The organism is Methanobrevibacter sp. (genome assembly GCF_017431965.1).
Taxonomy (GTDB): Archaea; Methanobacteriota; Methanobacteria; order Methanobacteriales; family Methanobacteriaceae; genus Methanocatella.
The window spans coordinates 129,323-150,448 of sequence record NZ_JAFRKB010000039.1 but is presented as its reverse complement, the minus strand read 5'-3'; the positions used below and the strand labels follow the sequence as shown (position 1 = coordinate 150,448).

General features: G+C 34.1%; 13 protein-coding genes, 1 tRNA gene, 1 other RNA gene and 1 pseudogene. 6 read left to right on the top strand and 10 right to left on the bottom strand.

Annotation, left to right across the window (positions count from 1 at the left end; genetic code table 11):
* The 3 genes and pseudogenes from IJI93_RS06065 to IJI93_RS06055 all read right to left on the bottom strand — a co-directional run.
* A pseudogene (locus IJI93_RS06065) lies at positions 1-1,112 on the bottom strand (hypothetical protein); the annotation flags it as partial.
* Between the two features lie 189 nt (positions 1,113-1,301).
* A complete protein-coding gene (locus IJI93_RS06060) occupies positions 1,302-6,047 on the bottom strand; it encodes a right-handed parallel beta-helix repeat-containing protein (RefSeq protein ID WP_292821239.1) in 4,746 nt (1,581 codons plus the stop codon).
* Between the two features lie 136 nt (positions 6,048-6,183).
* Complete coding sequence (locus IJI93_RS06055) at positions 6,184-10,956, bottom strand: cobaltochelatase subunit CobN (RefSeq protein WP_292821237.1); 4,773 nt, start codon at positions 10,954-10,956, stop codon at positions 6,184-6,186.
* Positions 10,957-11,194: 238 nt separating this feature from the next.
* On the opposite strand from IJI93_RS06055, the gene IJI93_RS06050 reads away from it, so the two are divergent.
* The 5 genes from IJI93_RS06050 to IJI93_RS06030 all read left to right on the top strand — a co-directional run bounded on the left by IJI93_RS06050 (position 11,195) and on the right by IJI93_RS06030 (position 15,388).
* Entirely contained in the window at positions 11,195-12,046 is an 852-nt protein-coding gene (locus IJI93_RS06050) for a DUF1002 domain-containing protein (protein WP_292821235.1), read from the top strand.
* Positions 12,047-12,129: 83 nt separating this feature from the next.
* On the top strand, positions 12,130-13,110 hold the full coding sequence (dusB, locus tag IJI93_RS06045; RefSeq protein ID WP_292821233.1) for a tRNA dihydrouridine synthase DusB: 981 nt from the start codon (positions 12,130-12,132) through the stop codon (positions 13,108-13,110).
* A 218-nt stretch (positions 13,111-13,328) separates the two neighbouring features.
* A complete protein-coding gene (locus IJI93_RS06040; RefSeq protein WP_292821231.1) occupies positions 13,329-13,796 on the top strand; it encodes a hypothetical protein in 468 nt (155 codons plus the stop codon).
* A complete protein-coding gene (locus IJI93_RS06035) occupies positions 13,796-14,485 on the top strand; it encodes a DUF11 domain-containing protein (protein ID WP_292821229.1) in 690 nt (229 codons plus the stop codon). The genes IJI93_RS06040 and IJI93_RS06035 overlap by 1 nt, the downstream gene beginning before the upstream one ends.
* Positions 14,486-14,605: 120 nt before the next feature.
* The gene (locus IJI93_RS06030; RefSeq protein WP_292821227.1) at positions 14,606-15,388 is read left to right on the top strand and encodes an ATP-binding protein; all 783 of its coding nucleotides are present in this window, start codon (positions 14,606-14,608) and stop codon (positions 15,386-15,388) included.
* A gap of 485 nt (positions 15,389-15,873) precedes the next feature.
* On the opposite strand, the gene IJI93_RS06025 is transcribed toward IJI93_RS06030, so the two are convergent.
* The 6 genes from IJI93_RS06025 to IJI93_RS06000 form a co-directional block, all read right to left on the bottom strand.
* Positions 15,874-16,659, bottom strand: coding sequence for an ABC transporter permease subunit (locus IJI93_RS06025; protein ID WP_292821225.1), 786 nt, complete (start codon positions 16,657-16,659; stop codon positions 15,874-15,876).
* On the bottom strand, positions 16,652-17,548 hold the full coding sequence (locus IJI93_RS06020) for an ABC transporter ATP-binding protein (protein WP_292821223.1): 897 nt from the start codon (positions 17,546-17,548) through the stop codon (positions 16,652-16,654). Before IJI93_RS06020 ends, IJI93_RS06025 begins: the two co-directional genes overlap by 8 nt.
* 175 nt (positions 17,549-17,723) lie before the next feature.
* An RNA gene (rnpB, locus tag IJI93_RS06015) (RNase P RNA component) lies at positions 17,724-18,006 on the bottom strand.
* A gap of 21 nt (positions 18,007-18,027) precedes the next feature.
* Positions 18,028-18,102, bottom strand: a tRNA-Met gene (locus IJI93_RS06010).
* A gap of 104 nt (positions 18,103-18,206) precedes the next feature.
* Positions 18,207-18,737, bottom strand: a complete 531-nt coding sequence (locus IJI93_RS06005; RefSeq protein ID WP_292821221.1) for a hypothetical protein — start codon at positions 18,735-18,737, stop codon at positions 18,207-18,209.
* An 8-nt stretch (positions 18,738-18,745) separates the two neighbouring features.
* A complete protein-coding gene (locus tag IJI93_RS06000; RefSeq protein WP_292821219.1) occupies positions 18,746-19,153 on the bottom strand; it encodes a hypothetical protein in 408 nt (135 codons plus the stop codon).
* A gap of 92 nt (positions 19,154-19,245) precedes the next feature.
* Between IJI93_RS06000 and map the strand changes: the two genes are divergently transcribed.
* The gene (gene map, locus IJI93_RS05995; RefSeq protein WP_292821249.1) at positions 19,246-20,163 is read left to right on the top strand and encodes a type II methionyl aminopeptidase; all 918 of its coding nucleotides are present in this window, start codon (positions 19,246-19,248) and stop codon (positions 20,161-20,163) included.
* Positions 20,164-20,263: 100 nt separating this feature from the next.
* On the opposite strand, the gene frhB is transcribed toward map, so the two are convergent.
* The gene (frhB, locus tag IJI93_RS05990) at positions 20,264-21,115 is read right to left on the bottom strand and encodes a coenzyme F420 hydrogenase subunit beta (RefSeq protein ID WP_292821217.1); all 852 of its coding nucleotides are present in this window, start codon (positions 21,113-21,115) and stop codon (positions 20,264-20,266) included.
* Between the last annotated feature and the right edge of the window lie 11 nt (positions 21,116-21,126).

Here is a 21,126-nt window from a genome sequence, read left to right as displayed (position 1 = left end):
TCTACAGCACCCATGTATTGGTAAGAATAAATACCATAAGCAGCATCAGGAGCCTCAACAGCAATCACATTATCACTAACAACACCAACAGATGACGGACCATCCACATCAATACCATGAGCAAGATAATTCTCAGTAGTAACAGTAATAATATTACCACTCACATTGAAATTATCAGCACAGACATAAACAGGATAAGTACAAGCATGACCGCTCACATCAATAATGTTATCAGCAATAACAACATTAGCAGACTGAATCTCACCGAAACTATAAGCATCACTTCTCACACTAACAGCATAAATACTGTCATAACCATAAGCACTAGTGAAATCATTATATTTTAAATCCACACGATTATCAACAAACCTAAGACCGTCAACATAATAGAAAACAATACCCTCAGACATAACAGTAGACGCCCAAGTATCAGGATCATAACCAACATCAACAGAAGGAATATCAATCTCAAATAAATTACCTTCAACGGTTATTGATGTAGAAGCGACAGTATTTTCATCATCACCTTCAATACGAACAGCATTGTTAATATCAGTACCATTAGTATTTCCGTTAAAAATTATAGTATTGTTAATAAGATTAAAGTTATCAACAAGATATGCATAAACAGCAAAGGAATTAAAACCCTCTAAAGCAGTGAAATCAATAATGTTATTTGATAAAATTACATTAGACACACCATAAACTGTAAATGCTGAAAGATCATTAGTTTGAGTAACAGTAAATCCATCAACAACCACATCATCCGCATAGATTGCAAAAGAAACCCCTTCAAAAGCAGTACCGTTACCGGTTAACTTTATTGAGTTACCAATTGTTAAATAAGATATTCCCAAATTACTGAAATCCCCCTCAAAGATTAACTCATCAGAAGTAACATTATCTAATAAAGTACCATCTTCAGAAAAATAATTCAGGAAAGTATCTTCAGTTACAATACTTGAAGATGAATTATCGGCTTCAACAGTCTCAGTATCTACAGCAATGTTTAAAACATCGCCTCCAGCAGCAATTTCATTAGATGCTTCATTTAATGCAATATCATCCGCAGCAAATGTTGCACTTGCAGACAACATTACTAAACAAAGCATTATTAATGAAAATACTAAATACTTTCGTTTAATATTTACACCTCAGTTTAAATAAATTTATTTAAATAATAGTTCAATATAATTGATAAAAAAATATAATAAATTGACTATAATTAAAATTAGTATTTAAATATATTTAAAAGTTTTTAAAGTAAAATTGAAAAAAAAGTAAAATAAAGGTTAAAACCTTTATTTGATTTGAATTATATTTTTAATGGTGGATCCACAATACTCTGAATAAATAGCATATTTTCCTATATCCAAATTAGTAAATGATATAGTAGCAATGCCATTTTTATCAGATAAAGCAGAATAGAATATTCCATTTAATTTAAATAAAACTTCCTCATTTGCCAAAGCTTCACCAGTTGCTGAGTTCACTATTTTAACTGAAAAGTTAGTGACCTTAGCCTTATTCTGATGGATATCATTTCCAATAATTATTGATTTAACAATAATCATGTTTGAAACTTTATCTCCGTTAAATTCACAAGAAACCTCGTAGGATCCTGTTGAATTAAATTTAAGAGATTTGGAAACATAACCGTTTTTATCGGTGGAAAGTTCATAAGAGGCATCACCAACATTCAAGATGACCTTCTTATTAGCACCAACATATTTTCCATCAGATCCGACTACACGAACTTTGTAATCAACAGAACCGCCCTGATAAACTGAATAATCATCATTATCCACAATTGCAGGTATTACAGTAGCTGAATATGATATTTTTTTCGCTTTATAAATATCATCACCAGCAAATACAATATTTATTATGTATCTGCCATGCCCAATATTCGGCATTCTGATATTACCATTTGAATCAGTTGTTGCATTATATTCTATATCGCCAACCTTGACCATGATTTCTCTATCAGAAAGAGGGTTACCATTAGTATCCATTAATTTAGCTAACACACCATTTGAATAAACATTTGAGTATAATTTAATGCTTATTTGAGCTGCACTAACTTTTAGGTTAGCTTGTTTACTTATAGAGTCAATTACATTTCCAGATACATTAGCAGAAATTACATAATCTCCAACATCATATGAAATGTTATCGATTACCAAACTGGCAACACCATTTTCATCACTTAAAGCACTGCCAATAAGTTCATTGGCTTTATAAAATTTAACATTCAATCCGGAAACTCCATCATTATGCGCATCACTAACAGTAGCTGTGAAAGTTACCTTAGATAATCTGTTTGCTGAAACATCATCAAACATCAATTTAATGCCCGCATTATTAATGATTAAATTAGCTTTTTTATTTATGGAATTGAATTTTTTAATTTTACCAGTATCAGATACATTGGCAGAAATTACATAATCCCCAAGGCCATAAGCAAGATCAGTCACACTTGTAGCAACACCTGTTCCATCTGTAGTAGTAGAAACCAAAGGAACATACATTCCTTCAGAATATATGTAAAATTTAACATCCAAACCAGAAACTCCTTCTCCCAAACTATTCTTAACAGTAGCTGTGAAAGTGCCTTTACCCTCATTATATGCGACAGATACATCCTCAAACAATACATCAAGATTTCCTTTATTAATTACCAAATTAGATTTTATTTCTTTTTCTTGATAATTCTTTTTAGAAGCAATAGCTTTAATAGTATATTTTGTAGGAGTTAGAGATTCATCTAATTTATAATTTAAGGTAGCTTTACCATTTACGGAGGTTGCAGTTCCAATTTCATTATCGCCTATAAAAAATTTAACAACTGTGCCACTATCAATTGTCATGGAAATAGTTAAAGTTTCCAGATAATTACTTGTAAACTTAGTATCGATGCGAGATTTAAAAGTATATTTCCAGTTGCCTTCAATGAAGTTATCTTCTGTGTTATTGATGGCATCATCACCGACACCCTTTTCTGAGTCCAACTTATTTTTAATAATTCTATTATTAATAGCTTCATCATCAACAATGATTGCATATCCTTTTAATGATGTTATTGTATTTTCTTCAATAAGATTGCCTGTTGAAACGGATTTAAGGAAAATTCCTGCATTTCCGGCAGGTATTGAATCAAGATTAATGCCAATTTGCTCGCCAGTACCTTTGGTTGAAATTGTATTCTTATATATAGTATTGTTATTTGAATTAGAAAATATGAAACCATATGTCTGTTTTCCATTTGCCTCAAACTTGTTATTTGTTATAGTATTCTGATCAGATGAGAAAGCCTCAATACCATAAACCGCATCGGAATTTAATGTGAGAGTATTTTTATCTATTGTTGATTTTTGAGACATCTCTAAGTTAATAGCATATGCAACATTACTTGATTTTATATTAACCTTATTGTTTGAAATGATTGTATCTTTAGATGAAGATCCAATGACAATTCCCTGAACAAAGTAAGTTCCTTCAAGGACAATATTGTTATTGATAAACTGATTATTAATTGCACCTTGACCTTCAGGAGCATCATGCCCAGTAGTATAACCCAATACGCCCATACCATAAATATAATTGTCATTTGCTTTTACATAAACATCATTCTCTGAAAAATTGTTGTTTTGACAATTGAAATATGAATCAATTCCAACAATGGAGTTTGTGGAATTGAACGGAGAAACCGTCCTATTTAATTTGGATGTAACATTAACTTTGTTTTTTGAAACAACATTATCACTGGAATATGCCATTAAAATACCATAAGTTCTGTACACTTCTGATAAAACATGATTTCCATCGGCAATAGTGTTTCCATCAAGGCAAGATGCATCACCATCAAGACAACTAGAACCTCCATCAAGACATGCACTATCACCATCCAAACAAGCAGAATCACCATCAAGACATGCACTATCACCATCCAAACAAGCAGAATCACCATCAAGACATGCACTATCACCATCCAAACAAGCAGAATCACCATCAAGACATGCACTATCACCATCTAAACAGGAAGAATCAATATTGTGTCCACTTTCAAACTTATGTACCTGGCCTGTACCAACAGTGTAAATTGTATTGTTTGTAAAGTTACAATCTTCAACACCATATGCAAGCAGGGTATAAGTTAAATAGTTACCGGATGAGAAGAGTTTGTTATTTAATACATCCACATCAGTTGATTCCACAACATAAATTGCATAAGCCGCATTAGGGTCATACACTTCAATATCACAATTGGCTATTGTAGCACCAGATATCCTAAAGACATGAACTCCCCATGCATTAAGCCTATCAGCCTTATTATTTTTAATGGTTATATTCTCAATCCAAACACCATCACTGATTATCCTGAATGTAGTATTATAAAATATTGGATTGTTACCAGTGATTTTAATAGCCGAATTGATAAATATTATATGTTTGTTTATGAATTCACCGGTGAAGTTCAATATGTCCCCATCTTTAATATCGGAACTTAATCCGCCATTATCATTAATATATTCTCCATAATTTTCAGGAGTGATGTTGTGTACAGTACCGTTAAATATGTAAGCTGGTTTTGATGGATCATATGAACCTTCAGGAGTTCTTATAGCTCCTTTACCCTTTTCAACAATATTGCCTTCAATCACATTTACTGAACTGGCATTTGCTTCTGCAGCATCAATTGCATATTTATTGGATGTTGCAAGATAATTGCCCACAATAGTTAAGAATCCCGGCATTTTTTTGTTACTTACTTTTTCAATTAAAACACATACCCCACTTTGGGATGTGATATTATTATTTAATATATACAAGTAATTAGCGTAGGTGTTGTATAATATTCCAGAACCGGATGCAGTGATTATTGTGTTATTCTTAATTGTAATGTTTGAACCTTGCGGATGTACACCTTTACCTTGAAGGGAAACTTCAATATAATTGTTTTCAACGACTGAATTGTCTAATGCAGTAATTCCCGCACCGGTTGAAATGATTTTAGCATTAATAATGGAATTGTTTCTCACAATGGAATTATATGAAGCAACAATACCTATTTCTCCTCCGCTTTCATAACCCAAATTATTGTAATCCGCACCTGTCAGATTAATGATTTGATTATCTATTATAATGTTTCCAGGCTGTTGGGTACATATTCCCCTATAGGAACCAATGACCTTGTTTGATTTGATTGTATTGTATCCACCCATTACCTGAATACCATAACTCCATGAAGTAGGCAAGACATTGTATTTTATTGTATTGTTGTAAATCAGATTATAAGTAGATAATCCACCTTTTAGTGGCCCTCCTTCAAAACTGGATAAATAAATTGCATTTGCATCATCACAAGTAATGTAATTGTTTGCTAAATAATTGTAATGAGCTCCGCAAAGAAGTACAGGTGATGTGGATCTGGTTCCATGGCCATATGTCTCACCATAAGCATTTAAAGTATTATCAGTTACATTATTATTTCTTGCATCATTTGCTACACAAATACAGTATGAAGATTGTCCAGTGTTGCTGATATAACAGTTGCTTACTACACAATTTGTCACATTATTTAAAAAGATACCGTAATTGTAGTCAAGAGTGTTTGCAATTTTTAAATTGGATACTGTACTTCCAGAAGCTCCAGAACCGAAACTAAATACACAATTTTTCAGATTAACTGAACTTGAACCTACAACATTTACAGGAGTTGAAAATGAAAAAGTTAACTTTTCAAAAGTACCGTCAAAAACAAGGGTATCCCCTTCATTAATGGAAGAAGGAATAAAAGACCCAGTACGGGAAAAATAATCTCCATAATTAGATTTAGTTACAGTATGTGAAACGGAAGTCAACACCCCTTCGTCAACTACATCAACATTTGCAGATAAACTATCATCCATTTGTGACGTAGTTATATCATAGATAGTTTCATTATTACTTGCAATAGTTGTATTTAAGTCTTCACTAGCGCTAACAGCACCAATAGATAATAAAAGTAATAATAAAACTAAAAAAATGTTAATTTTTTTAATCATAATATACCTCACATTAAATTTTTAGATATTTTAAAGTTAGTTTATAAGTAAACTTTAAAAATTATCAAATATATTATTATTTCTGTCAGTAAAGTATATTTAAAAATTTCTAAAATAAAAAAAATTGATGATTAGATTAATAATCATCATAGTCATCTTTTTGATTTCTTACATATCCAACTAAAAATATTGCGATTAAGACAATAATTGCAATAATAACAAATATTGACATGTTTGACTCTTCAGAACTGACTGATTTGGATGCAGATTGAGACAATTCATATGCTTTAGCACCAGCATCTCCAGCGCTTGAAGATGATTGGCTGGAACTTTGTGATTCTGAAGCAGATTTTGCATCTCCCGGTGTGGACGGATCAAGTCCTGCAGAAGTCCTTCCACCAGACAAATCAGATTCTGTTTGAGTTGTTCCGTTAACCAATTCATGAGCACTGGAAGCATCATCAGATTGAGTTCCATCACTGCTAGAAGGATTATCATTTTCATCCATTTGATATAACGGTTCAGTTTTAGTGGCTTGAGCCAATATATCCGCATATTGTTGTTTCATTGCAGGAGACAGGGAACTTGCCTGAATAATTTTCATGTTGAATTCCAAGTTCTTACAAGTGTGGTGACAACATGCAACACCATATTGGATAACTTGGTTCATATATTCATTAGCAATTGCTTCCATTTTACTGGAATCAGCATCCCATGTTCCTTGATCAGCTAAATAGAACATGTGTGCAAGAGATGATTGTAAACCGACTGATGTGGTTTCATCACCCACTGAGCCCGCAATATTCAATAATGAATCGGTCAATTGATTTCCTAACTCTTTTTGCAATTTATTGTTAGCAACAGTCAATGTACCAAACATGTTTTGGTATCTTGCAGCTATGGAATTCATACCTGCAGCATTGCCTATAAGCGGTGCAAGATATTTCGGATTCAGAAGTGTGGTCCTTATCTCAAATTCCAATTCTGCCTCATAAGTTTTAGCAACATATCTGTTTTTATCCCTAATATCCACGAAAGAAGTGTCAGGCCTTTCTTGACCGGATTGTTCTTTCAATAAAGAAGCTGCATTGTACAAACCACCAAACCAATCATAGTAATCATCGGAGTCCAATACCCTCCAGGTACTGTCAAGGTTTTGAGTGATCAAGTCAGTTTTATTGAGCAGATATACAAATGTGTCTTTCTCTTTATTGATGACAATGTTTCCGTCATCATCAAGATTCCATGCAAAAGACACACTTTCAAGATAAATTGACATCGCTTTTTCGTTGACTGTTTCGATGTCCCAATCGGCAGTGTTTGGAATAAGGGTACTCATACCTGTTCCTTCCAAAATGTTACCTGGAAGACCGAATAATCTGTCAAGAGTTGGATTTTCAGCATAATGTTTTTTAACGAAATTATCCTCATAAGACTCGCCATCAGCAGATGCAGCTAGATTAACACCTTTTACCATCCAAGTAATCCAGTCCTTATTGCTTGTAACCAAACTTGCAAATACGTCCACTCTAGGCCTATTAACAACAGTTCCGTTATTCAATGTTACGGTTAAATCTTCTAAAGGAATACGTTCAACACCAATAACTTTGCCGTTTTCTGACCATACCGGTTTACAGCCTAGCAAGTATAGGAATTCTGCAATACCAATACCTTCAGTTCTTGATATTTCAGTTCCCCATAGAATCAATGCTGTTAATTCAGGCCAACTGCCATGTTGTTCATAATAATTTGCAAGCAACAGATTTACAATTTTAACTGAAGATTCATATGCCGCTTCAGATGGCATTCTTGTAGAGTCAGATGCATAACCGTCATAACCTGTAGGGATGGAATCACCGTAAGCCGGATCTGCAAACAATCCTGCCGGGACATAACCTCCTTCCAATGCTGTAAGAATTGCATTCCATTCATTGTTGTTTTGGATATTGACAATAACGCTAGCAGCATATTTGGTTGAATTATATAAGGAACTGTTTACCTCAATGCCGTAGATTTGGGATAATTCATCGACTGAAGAACCGTTGACTAAACGACCGATATATTCACTTAAAAATTCCTTAATCGCATGATGCTCATCAAGATATCCTAAATCGTTTTGAATATCATTATAGTAATCCTTACCTTTTAGTTCAGGATATAAGAACTCCATGATATGATTGTAGATTTTTGTTTGTGAAGTTGTTACGGTAATTACTTCTTCAGCTAGTTCCTCATCGGCCAATATTTTACCCAAAGTATGCAAACCGTAGGTCATGAAATCATCACCCATGCCTTCTAGGTAAAGGTGCAAATCATCAAGCCAATCATCAAAGGATTCGTTAGTTGTATAATTTCTAAAACCTAATTGTGGAGCCAAATCTATGATTTTTTCCTTATAGACATCTGCATTGGATGTGACATTAAGCTTAATCTGGTCCTTATAATATGTAATGTAATTATTCAATACAGTATAATTACCATACAAGCCAGATGAAACCATAGCTGGAGTCATATGTGTAATCAACATTGAAGCACTTCTATCCCTTGCAACCATTGCTTCACCAGGGTTGGATACAATATAAGGATATAATGTCGGAGTCAATGTCAATTCAAATGACCAGTCCCCTGAACCGACACCGATATTTTTACCAGGAAGCCATTCCAAAGTTCCGTGAGTTCCCATACTGACGATTGCATTGGCATGAGTAATCTTGTCCATCCATTCATAAAATGCAACATACTGTTGATGAGGAGGCAATTTTAAATCATGGTAATTTTGAATGACTTCCTCAATATCCGCTTCTTCCCATCCTCTACTTGGTTGGAAAGTGACGAAAATATTGCCTAGCCAGAATCCAGGAATTACAAGATATTTTTTGTTGTTGTCATCAGTGTCTGTGTAAACCATGGATTTACCTAAACCGGCACCCCACTGGTTTGCCATCTCAAAACGTAAGTCTTCAGGCAAATCTTTAACTAGCTTATTAAAATCATCGATTGAAATCAATTGATGATGCTTAATCAGTTCTTCCTTATTGTCTTGGACAAATTGGTCAAGCAAACCGCCTGCCCAGGATCCCTTATTACCGCTGTTGAAGATTAACCTTGCAAATTCTGTGATGTTCATCACTTCACTGATATTGCAGACGGTGTATCCCTCTTCATATAATTTAAGAATCAAATCATAGGTACTTTGGATTACGTCCAAATAGGATGCACCGATTTCAGCCTTACCTGGAGGATAATTGTAAAGAACAATTGCTATTGTTTTATCAGAATTATTCATGTCTTTTAAATCAGCCCATCCGCAACTTAATTTAACCATCTTATCTACACCGGTTTGGATTACCTGAACCTTGTTTTCCTCATCAAGATAAGATAGGATAACCGGGCCGAATACACCTTCAAAACTTGGATATGTTACTGCATATGTCCACTCTATTTGCGGACCCAATTCACTCTCATAACTATATTTTGAAATCTCATTAACACCTTTAAGAACTTCCAAATCTATTTCGGATAAATCAGGTTCTGCAGAACCGTTAGCATAACTTAAAGACCAACTATATAATGAAGTAATAGCGGAAATTCCAACTTTTGAAACTTTATTGATTCTATTTATTATAGATGACATGGAAGGGTCTGTAGAGAATTTAAAAATGTTAAATGCAGGCCTTCCATATGCCTCATAGCCTCTAATTAATGAATCTACCACATCTCCACCACAATAGTAAGTAGCGATAGCTATGAACTTTTTATCAGGATTAAATTTGGCTGTGAAATTGTCTTCAAACTGTTTAAATAATGTAGTCGGATCCAAAATGTCATTGAACCATCTTGAATAGTCTTGAATCATCCAATTCAAACTTCCGATTCCGTCACAGTCATAACCGGGATTATTTAAAATCCATTTATTGATTAAATCCCCTTCCGGATAAATGGTGAAAATACCTAAATCCGGATGGTAAAATCCAGATTCCGGACCCATCTGCGGAGCATTAGACACATTGAGAGTCGGATTTTCATATTCAGATGGATTAATCAAATAGTAAATATATTTCAGATAATTTTTCATGTTATTGATTAATACATCAGATGCCTCTATATCCTCAGCCTGGAAATAAGAACCGACATAAGTATTTTCTATAGTATGATAAGTGTTATTATTTGGATTTGCACCAACAATATGTATTCCAATATTTTCCTTTATACTCTCACTATAAACTCCAAAAGTATATGCGACATTATAATTGTAATTAGCCGGAGAGTCCTTTAATAGTTTTCTCAATTTATCAGCAGTAAAAACTGAATAAGATCCCTCTGCAAACATATCAATATGAATAAACCTCGCATATTCCGCCAACCATTCGCGTGATTCGTCATAGTCCATAGTGCTTATAAATGCAACACGTTTAGATAAGTTCATCAAAACTCCAAGTTTTTCCTTGTGAGACCCATAGTCTACCAAGAGAAAAATATCCGGAATAAAATCAAATTGGCCGCTGAAAGTGCCTGAATCCTGAGTGAAATCTAAAATTTCAGATTTTTGAGGTTCAAAATCAGCATATCGAGCTACAACATAATATTTACCCGGATTTAAATTATCAATTACGACCTCACCCCACTCATCTGTTTTATGAGTTGAAATAAGATTATCATCTGAGTCATAAAGCTCAATGGTAGCGTTAGGTAACTCATAACCATCTTCGTCCCAAGTATTAGCTGTCTCATCGTAGTGATGAATAACATTAATTTCGATTGCATTATTCGTTGCGGATAATAAGGATTCCTTTGCTTGAGAAGATTGAAGTAAAGACACATTCTGAAGCATGACTGCATCTGCAGAGCTAGTCATATTGCTTGATACTGCCCCACTATCCTCAGCAAAAGCTGTGCTTAATGAAAACATAATTAATATCGATAAAATCAATACAATTAACAACCTTTTATCTAACTTTTTCGTATTTTCACCTCCTTTTCATGTTGTTATAATAAACAGGAGAATTTATTATATGATTTAAATTAAACTTGACTACATATAAAATTAACTAAATTTAACAGAAATTTATTAAATTTCAATTATTTAAAGGATAACTTTAAATACTAAATCGGATAAATAAAGTGTGCTATTATAAAGAGGTGATAATATGCGTAAGACAACTATTGGTATAGTTATTTTATCCATAATCATGATAGGTATGGTTATACCAGCAGGTTTTTCAGGTGAAGCCAATTCAGTTGTAATAACCTATGGTGAGACAACTCATGCGAATTCAAACTACAAAGCTGATGTTGATTCATTTTTCAAAAGTCAAAGCAACTTGGATTTAAGCTCTGCGACCGAAAAAATAATCACAGCTAATGACGTTAATAAAATTTCAAGTTCAATAACTGGAAAAACTTACTCTTCAAGTCAAATATTTTCATCAGCACTTGTTGACTTAAACGATAACAGCAAGCTTCAAGTAAGTGTTGACAAATCAAAAATTACCACCATAACTGGAGACATGTACATATCTGCATTGAAATCCGTTGGAATTACCAGCGGACACGTATATGTAACAAGCCCTGTATCAGCTACCGGAGAATCAGCTCTTGCAGGAATCATGAACTGTTACGAAGTGGCAACAAATGTTGAAATCCCTGAAACAGTAAAAGAAGCCGCTAACAATGAAATCTATACACAGGCAGAAATTGTTGAAAACTCAAACGTTAGCGCTGATGAACTATCCAAATTGGTAGATGATGTAAAAGAAGTAGTTAAAGAAAACAATACTACAGATCACCAAGTCATTGTAAACATCATTTACAACTATACTGTAAACAACAACATCAATTTGACAAACAATGATATTGAAAACCTTGCAACCAGTATAGAGCAAATTCAAAACGTTCAAGGCGATGTCAACAATTATGAAACTAAAGTTTCCGGAGTTTTAAACAACACAACCGGAAGCGACTCTTTGAAAAATTTACTCAATGGAATATTCAATAAATAATATTCCTACTTTTTTTATTTTTCCTTGCGAAATTACTTTAATTAATTTTATAATATAATATATTATATCAGATAAGTGATTTTATGAAATGGAAAATTGGCGATGTTGAAATAGACAATCAAGTTGTTTTAGCACCAATGGCAGGAATATGCGATTCCCCATTTAGAACAATTGCTAAATCAATGGGGTGTGGACTCATTGAAACCGAAATGGTTTCGGATAGAGGCATCATATATGACAATACTCGAACTCAGGACATGCTGGAGATGACAGACTATGAAAGGCCAATTTCCCAACAGATTTTTGGATCAACTGCCGAAACAATGAGCCGGGCAGCCATTTATATTTATGAGAATATGAAACCGGACATCATCGACATAAATATGGGATGTCCCGTGCGGAAAGTGGCAATAAAAGGCCAAGCTGGAAGTGCCCTTTTAAAAGACCCAGATAAGGCATATGATATCGTGTGCGAAGTTGTGGACTCCGTCCCAATACCTGTTACAGTCAAAATCAGAAGCGGATGGGATAATGATAACATTAATGCTTTAGAGATTGCAAAGCTTATTGAGGATGCAGGGGCATCAGCCATAACCGTACACCCCCGCACCAAAGAGCAGAGCTACTGCGTTGATGCGGACTGGTCGATAATTCGGGATGTGAAAAATGAAGTTTCAATACCAGTCATAGGAAACGGAGACATCAGAACATGTTATGATGCAGAAAGGATGCTTGATGAAACATCATGTGATGCGGTGATGATCGGCAGGGCAACCTTAGGCAATCCCTGGCTGATAAAGCAATGCGTTGAGTATTTGGAAGATGGAACAACACCACAAAAAGTAACAAAAGAAGAACGACTTGAAATGATAAAAAAACACACGGAACTGCTTTTTGAAAAAAAGCCTGAAAAGGTGGCAATCTCCAAGATGAGAGTTCATGCCGCATATTACTTAAAGGGATTGTACAGAAGCGTTGAAATCAAACCTAAACTATTCAAAACCACTACAAAAGAAGAGCTATACGATTTAATTGAAGATTATTTGAAAATATTGAATTACTAGTTTTAAATTAGAAAATAGCTACCTGTAAAAATTGAAATTAAAATAACCATCAGGGCCAATATTGAATTGCACGTTGCATCATTATCAATGGAACTTGACACCTATATAATTTTTAATAAAACACCAAATAAACAATAATTTTTAAATAAGGTTTATAGATAAATAAAAATAACAATAAATTTTGTTGAATTTTTTAAAATAACCGAAGGAGGTTGAAAATGAAGAAATTGCTTTTAGTCTTAATCATTTCTACACTTTTGATTGGTTCTGCTTATGCAGCCAATTTAGATGATTTTAAGGTAGATGATAAATTATACAACTCAACTTTCAACAATACTGACTGTAAAGTCTATTTTGACAATGCAAAAGCATCAGGTATCGGTATTTTCAAATATCTTGATGCAGTTGATGATGAAAATGATGATGCAATAGACGGAATTATTATGGATGACGGCAATGATTATCTGGTTGCTGATGATGATTATCAGATAAACAAGAATTCAGACAATACCGCCAATTTCACAGATTCCGACCATGGCAGCTACGGTGTTGTGGAAGTTGTTGAAGTTGACAATGAAAAGTTTGTTATTGTTTTCTGGAGTAAAAACAGCAATGACACCAGCAAATTGATGTCACAATTAACTGAATTTAACAAAGACAATAATCTAACCGCAATTGCATTCTAATGGGGGTTGAATCCATTAAAAATAGAACTGTTCTAATTCTATTGATTGCGTTTATTTTCATCTCATCAATGGGCGCCATTAACGCTCAGGAAATTGATGATGGAGAGATAAATACATTGGAATTGGAAATTGCAACACCTGCAGATCAACAAGAAGTATTGTCTGCATCCGATTCTGCAGAACCTGCTTCAGACAGTAACGCAAGCCAAAACTCAACAGGCGCTTTTCTTGTGCTGGACAACGACGCCGATAAGGAAAACATCTATGTTGGCGATTACGTTACCTGGATTTTAGAAGCAGTGAACTACGGTCCTGACGAGGCAAAGAACGTTAAAATCCACGATAAATTGCCGGATGGTTTGAAATACATCAAACACACCGCCACAAAAGGAACATTCGATCCGAATACTGGCATCTGGGATATCGGCAATCTGACCATTGAAAACGGCATTGTGAAGTTATTTATAACCACACAGGCATTGACTGTAGGTGAAAAGGTAAACGAGGCTTATATTACTAGCGATACTACAAATCTCAACAATGAAACATTTGAAGAGGAAGAGATTGACGTATTGGATAGAGATTCGGATGAATCTGGATTTGAAAAACCTATGCATGAAACAGGAAATCCTATTCTTTTGATTTTAGCTTCCCTATTAACATTAAGCATTCCGATTATCAGACGATAATTGGATTTTTTCTTCTTTTTTTCTGTATAATATATACTAAAAAATATTTTCAATTATAATATTTAAATAGTTTACAAGTAAACAATATATTATATAACAAATTTTCAGAATGGTGAATATATGGTGAAAGCGACTGTTGATGCGGGCTTCTGTGTATCCTGCGGATGCTGCCTTAAGGTATGTCCAAAAGGTGCCATTGAAGTTAAAAATGGAATGTATGCAATAATTGATGAGAAATTATGCGCAGAATGTGGAAAATGCGTTATAGAATGTCCATCATCAGTTATTGAAGGAAATCATGCTAAAAAAGAAAATAAGATAAAATTCAAAAAATGGTATGACTACCTTTGGATTTTTACAATCGTATACTTCACACTCGGATTTTTCAACATCATATTCGCATGGCTGGGAATGATCTGCTTTATAACACCACTGCTATTTGCCATCATCAAAGGAAACAAAGGATTTTGCAATCGCTATTGTGACAGAGGCCAGCTTTTGGGATTGCTCGGTGGTCGCTTAGGCCTATCCAGAAAAAGGGACGTTCCAAAATGGATGTATTCTAAAGCCTTCAGATATGGATTTCTGATATTCTTCTTTGCAATGTTTTTTGTAATGCTTTGGAACACATATCTTGTATTTGCAGGTGCCAAATCACTCACACAGGCGATTACTCTTTTATGGACCGTTAATGTGCCTTGGAACTGGGCATATCATGGAAATGTAATAGCTCCATGGGTTTCACAATTCGCGTTTGGATTTTACAGCGTCATGCTAACCTCAACAATATTGGGATTGCTGACCATGCTTCTCTTCAAGCCAAGATCATGGTGTGTGTATTGTCCTATGGGAACAATGACACAGGCAATGTGTAAAATAGAAAATAAGATTAAAAATGAGTAAAAAAAAATTTTAAATGCCTAATGAAAATAAAATTAATTAGAAAAAAATTTTGGTGGTTAAAATCTATCAAATTGATGGAATTAATATTTCAGAATTGAATCCGGACAGAGTTTGTCTTAATTGTGTGCATTGGCAAGCCAATATACAATTAAAAGGTGCTGCAGAGGGAGTCATTTGTCGTTTAGGTAATGGGCACACTAATCCAACGGATAGCTGCAGCCGATTTGAACCTGCAAGAACTTCTGATTGCTTACAAAATCCGAATAGTTGCCACGATAAATCACAAAAATTACAAGTTTTTAAAAGATTTTAAAAAAATAATTAATATTCATGGCCTGTTAAGAGTAACCCACCTTCTGTTTAACAGGTTAGTAAGTGATTAATTGTTTATATGATAATTTTTAGCATATTAAGATACTGTTAATCAGCCAATATGATAATAAAAAAATAGAACCAATTGAATATTATATTTTTTCCATCATCAGTTATAACGGCAAATCTTTCCTTTCAAACCATACAATTCCAATAACATATAATATTATGCCTATTGCAGCCATTATCATAAATTCCTGACAATATCCGCTGTTATTCAATATATTAACCGGATCAAACAATGAATTTAATGTAAAATATTCAAGAAACTCCAAAGAGTCTGAAAGCTTCATCAATAAACTGATTACAAAAAACATCAGAGGTAACCCACCACCTATCAACAGTGAATTTTTAGAGGTGTTGAATATGCAGGAGGAACAGAAGCAAATTGAACTTATAGCAAAATGATATAAAAAAACACCCACATTAAGCATTAAAAATGTATCCACATCCAATGCATCCGGCTGAAAAGTATTGGCCGCCATAATACCAACTATTGATGCAATCCCCCACATTACAATTAAAGATAAAATCAGATATACTGCACTTGTAACAGTAATTGTATTCCGACTCACCGGAGTGGATAAAAAACTCGCCATACTTCCGGAATCTACCTTTTCCGCTATCATCCTATTGGCAACGAAAATGGAATAAACCATTGGGAAAAAAATTGCCATAAGGGCATAGAATGAATTTGACAGGAAATTGACCAAGGACCCATTGCCTGTTAAAATATTTGAAGCAATTGTTCCTTTTGTGGTGTCGCTTATTCCGCTAATTGTCTCTGGTGTGAAAACATTGCATATTACAATTAAAAAGGCGCAAAGCACAAAAGTAAATGCCAATAGGAATTTGAAATTAGATTTAATCAAGTGATTGAAATATGTTAAGCTAAACATTTTCATCATCCTCATAAAATTTCATGAAATATTCCTCCAAAGTATGTTTTTCTTCCTTAAGAAAGCGTATGTCGCAGGAAGATAAGTCTGATATGAGGTCATTAATTTCATTATCAGTAATTGAAATAATAACTTGTTTTTCAGTTGTTTTAAGTTTTGCACTAGGATATTTTTCTTTTATTTTAGTGAAATCATTCTCATTTTTAAATTCAATCTTATACGTTTTATTTTCCGAATGCTTTAAATCCTCCATTACCACTTCTTTAATTAACTTACCTTTTTTAATGATCCCGACCCTATCGCACAATTTACTTATTTCCTCAAAGATGTGGGAGGATAGAATAATTGTTTTGCCTTTTTGCTTTTCGCTATTAATCAATTTAATAAATTTTTCTTGCATTAACGGATCAAGACCACTAGTAGGCTCATCTAAAAGAAGTATATCCGGATCATGCATGAAAGCCATTATAATTGCAATTTTCTGCTTCATGCCTTTACTCATTTTTTTAATTTTCATACTGGAATCTATTTCAAAATATTCTATCAACTCATTAGCATAACTTAAATCATTGGTCTTTCTGAGCTTATCAATCAACTTCAAATATCCAATTCCAGTCATGTCCTCAGGCAATGCTATTTCACCAGGCAAATAACCAATGTCTTTTTTGATAATGGTTTTATCGTTCCAGCAATCCAAATCATTTATTGATAATGTTCCGCAATCAGGCTTGCTAAAACCCATCAAATGCCTTAAAGTCGTTGATTTTCCGGCTCCGTTAGGTCCCAAATATCCATACACTTCACCTTTTTCAATGTGAAATGATATGTCAAATACTCCCTTTTTATTACCGTAATCCTTAGTGAAATTTTCAATAGCAATTATATGCATTAAATCACTTCCATAACCCATATCTTTAAAAAAAAAATGAATATTAATAATTTTTAATAACACCATAAACCAAAATCAATGTTAATTATTGTTCACAAAATAGATATATTTTTTGATTTGGTAATTAAAATAATATTATAAGATTTTCCAAAAAAAGTAAAAATTAATATTCATGGCCTGTTAAGAGTAACCCACCTTCTGTTTAACAGCATTCATCTTAGCGTGCTACCTTGCCTCAAACAGGTTGTCATAGGCACCTTTGCTCTTGCATCCTATGGAATGGCCGTTTCACCGATTCTTTTTAATGTCCTCAATTAATTATCATTGTCATCCATTAAAAGACGTGTCGTTTCTGCTCCAGAGTCATACCTCTCAGTATACGTTTTTCAACGCCATAGTTCTGTATGATGGGCGGAGTTTCCTTAGTTTAAAAAAACCAGCAGCTGTCTTTAACTTGCCATGAAAATATTAATTAAAAGTAGCAGGGCCTAGATTTGAACTAGGGATCTCGGGGTTATGAGCCCCGCGGGATCACCAGACTACCCCACCCTGCTATACAAACAAAAAATAGTATAAAACTATATTATAATTTTAGTAAAGATTATATATAAACTTTTCTATATTTCCAGTTAAAATTGAAAAAAATAAGAAAATAAAATTATTTATTTTCCAATGTCTCAATTCTTTTATCTAAATCCTCCAATTTTTCTTCAGCAACTTTCTGGAACTCTTCGGATGATTTTTTAAACTCATCGAAAGATTTTTCCAAACTGTCAACATGGTTAGTAGTTTCGCTGAATTTGGATTCAAGCTCTTCCAAATCATTGGTGGTTGCCAAAGACCAGTCTTTAATCAATTGATCGCTTTTTTCATCTAGAAATGCGTCAATTTTGTGAGAAAATGCGTCAGTGTTTAAACTGGACATGTCAATGTCGCTGAGTTTAACCTTGATTCTTTTGCTCATTGAACCAGATTCATCAACATCCCCTTCAACCGGCATTTCTTCTTTAGATAAATCTGCATAACTGGAGTCTTTACCTAATACCTCATCCAAATGCGCATCAGCAGTTTTTGGTACAAAACTGCGTAATTTATCTGCAGTTTCAGGACTGTTCAATAGGTAATAATATATTAAAATTATAATTGCTATAATTAATATTAAAATAGCTACAACTTCAATAGCTTCCATAATAACACCTATTTATCCATTTTACTGAGTTTAGCTTCTTTAGCTTCAATTTCCTTAAGCATTTTTTCCAATTTCTTTTGCTCGGTTTGAGCTTCCAATCTAGCTAACCTTTCATTGATTTCGCTGTGCAAGTAACCGACTTCACTTCTTACGTCAGTTGTGGATTGCCTTATTGCAGATAAGCTATCCTGTTTATCCTGCGGCAATGGAATAGGATTATCCATTAATCTTTTAGATTCTATGTCTTTTTCTACCATGGACATCTTTTTAAGTTCAATTTCCTTTTCAAGTATTAAAATTGAATTTTTAGATTCTGCAACTTTTCTCCATTGGAAAACAATGATTAAAAGCACAAATACTACAATAATTAAAACGATTAATAAGAATATTTGATCAGGTATTGTAGGAATATCCATTTTATTTTACCTCCAACATGTTAATACAATACAATATTATATAAACTTTATCAATTATATAATTAATTATTTAATGGTGAAGGTAATTGACTATGATTGAATCTTATATAAAAGCCGGGAAAATTGTTTCAGACATTCGCAGTGAAGCTTCAAAAATGATTAAAGACGGAACTTTAGTCATTGATTTGGTGGAGTACGTAGAAAGTGAAATTCTAAAAACAGGAGCTGAAATTGCATTTCCGTGTAATGTTTCCTTAAATGAATTTGCAGCACACTATACATCACCGGCAAATGACGAAACCCTAATCCATGCCGGAGATATGGTGAAATTGGACTTAGGCGCCATGGTTGATGGGTATATTGCGGATTCCGCAGTAACAATAATAGCCAACGGAAACATTTCCGAAAATTTTACACAGGATGAGATTAATCTACATGAGGAAATTGTCGAAGCCTCAGCGGCAGGCCTTGAAGCTGCAATCGCAACAGTCAGGGCAGGCGTTGAATTATCAAAAGTCGGCGCTGCAGTTCATGAAGCAATATCAGAATACAAACTAAACCCTATCTTTAACTTAACCGGACACAGTCTGGAGCAATATAATTTACATGCAGGCATTTCAATTCCAAATTACGATAACCACGACGGATACACTTTAGAAGAAGGTCAGGCAATAGCGATTGAACCCTTTGCAACTAATGGGGAAGGCATTGTAAACGATGCTCCCGGCCACTACATCTATTCGTATATGGCCAATAAGCCATTCAGAATGAAAAGCACACAGAAAGTGTTGAAATATATACAGACAAACAACCCCTATGTTCCATTTTCCGGAAGGTGGATTACAGACAAATTTGGTGAAAGGCGTGGAAATACGGCTTTAAAGCAGCTAGCAGATGCAATGGCAATTTATCCGTATGCTCCACTAAGGGAAAAGAAAGACTGCTTTGTAAGTCAAAAGGAACATACCGTAATCGTTGAAAAAGAAGGTTGTATCGTTACAACTATCTAGAAGAGATTTCTCTTCTAACTATTTTTTTAATTTTAAAACAAGAATATACTAATCTCAAAAAAATAATTAATTTTAAAAAAAAGAAAAAAAGAAAGAGAGATTAGTATTCCACAGGAAGTGGTAATCCCATTTTAGCTCTTTTCTCTCTTTCTTTACCGTTTTTGTCTTTTTTACCTTTAGCTAATTTTTCAAGTAAAGGAAGACCAGGTTTTACATCGTCCATTGGTTTTGTTTCAATTAAACCAGCTTCGACAGCGCCTTTAAATACGCTTTCACCATCGTCGGTTCTGGTTAATACAGTGGACCAACCGTCAGGGGATCCTACTGAACCGGTGGATACATCTGCCCATTCAGCAACATAGTCCATACAAATGTTACATCCTGCTTGTTCATATCCGTGGGTTTCTTTGATAGCTAAACCAGAGTCTTCACCATCTTTGGTTAACCAGAATTTTCCTTTACCAATGTCCATTTTTGTTGCATCTTGTAAACTGTCAAATCCTAATTTTGCAGTAGCAAAGGTATCAAGAGAGCCCATAGGGAAGTTTTCCATACAGTAGATACCGACAATTAATTTAATTTTATCAGCTACAAATCTAGCGAATGGATAAGCTTGTGCTTTTCTTAAACCTTGAACTTGACATGGAGTTGCTACAATACCAACTTTTTCTAATCCGTATTGACGTGTTGCTTCTTTAATTGCGGATAAAGTTGGGGACATTGAATATTTGGTTCCTGCTGCAGCAATAACTTCATCAGAGGAAGTTACTACAGTAGGAATAGGTCTCCAATCATCGTCAGGAGTTCCAGCTACAACTGCACCTTCAATGATTCCTTCATCGAGTGCGTAGCAGAGTAATGCTGAAACAATTCCTCCGTCTTGTGATACATCTAGAATTTTTTGTTCTGTAGATCTAGCAGAGAGTGCTTCTTTATAAGTACCTAATACCATATCCATTCCTC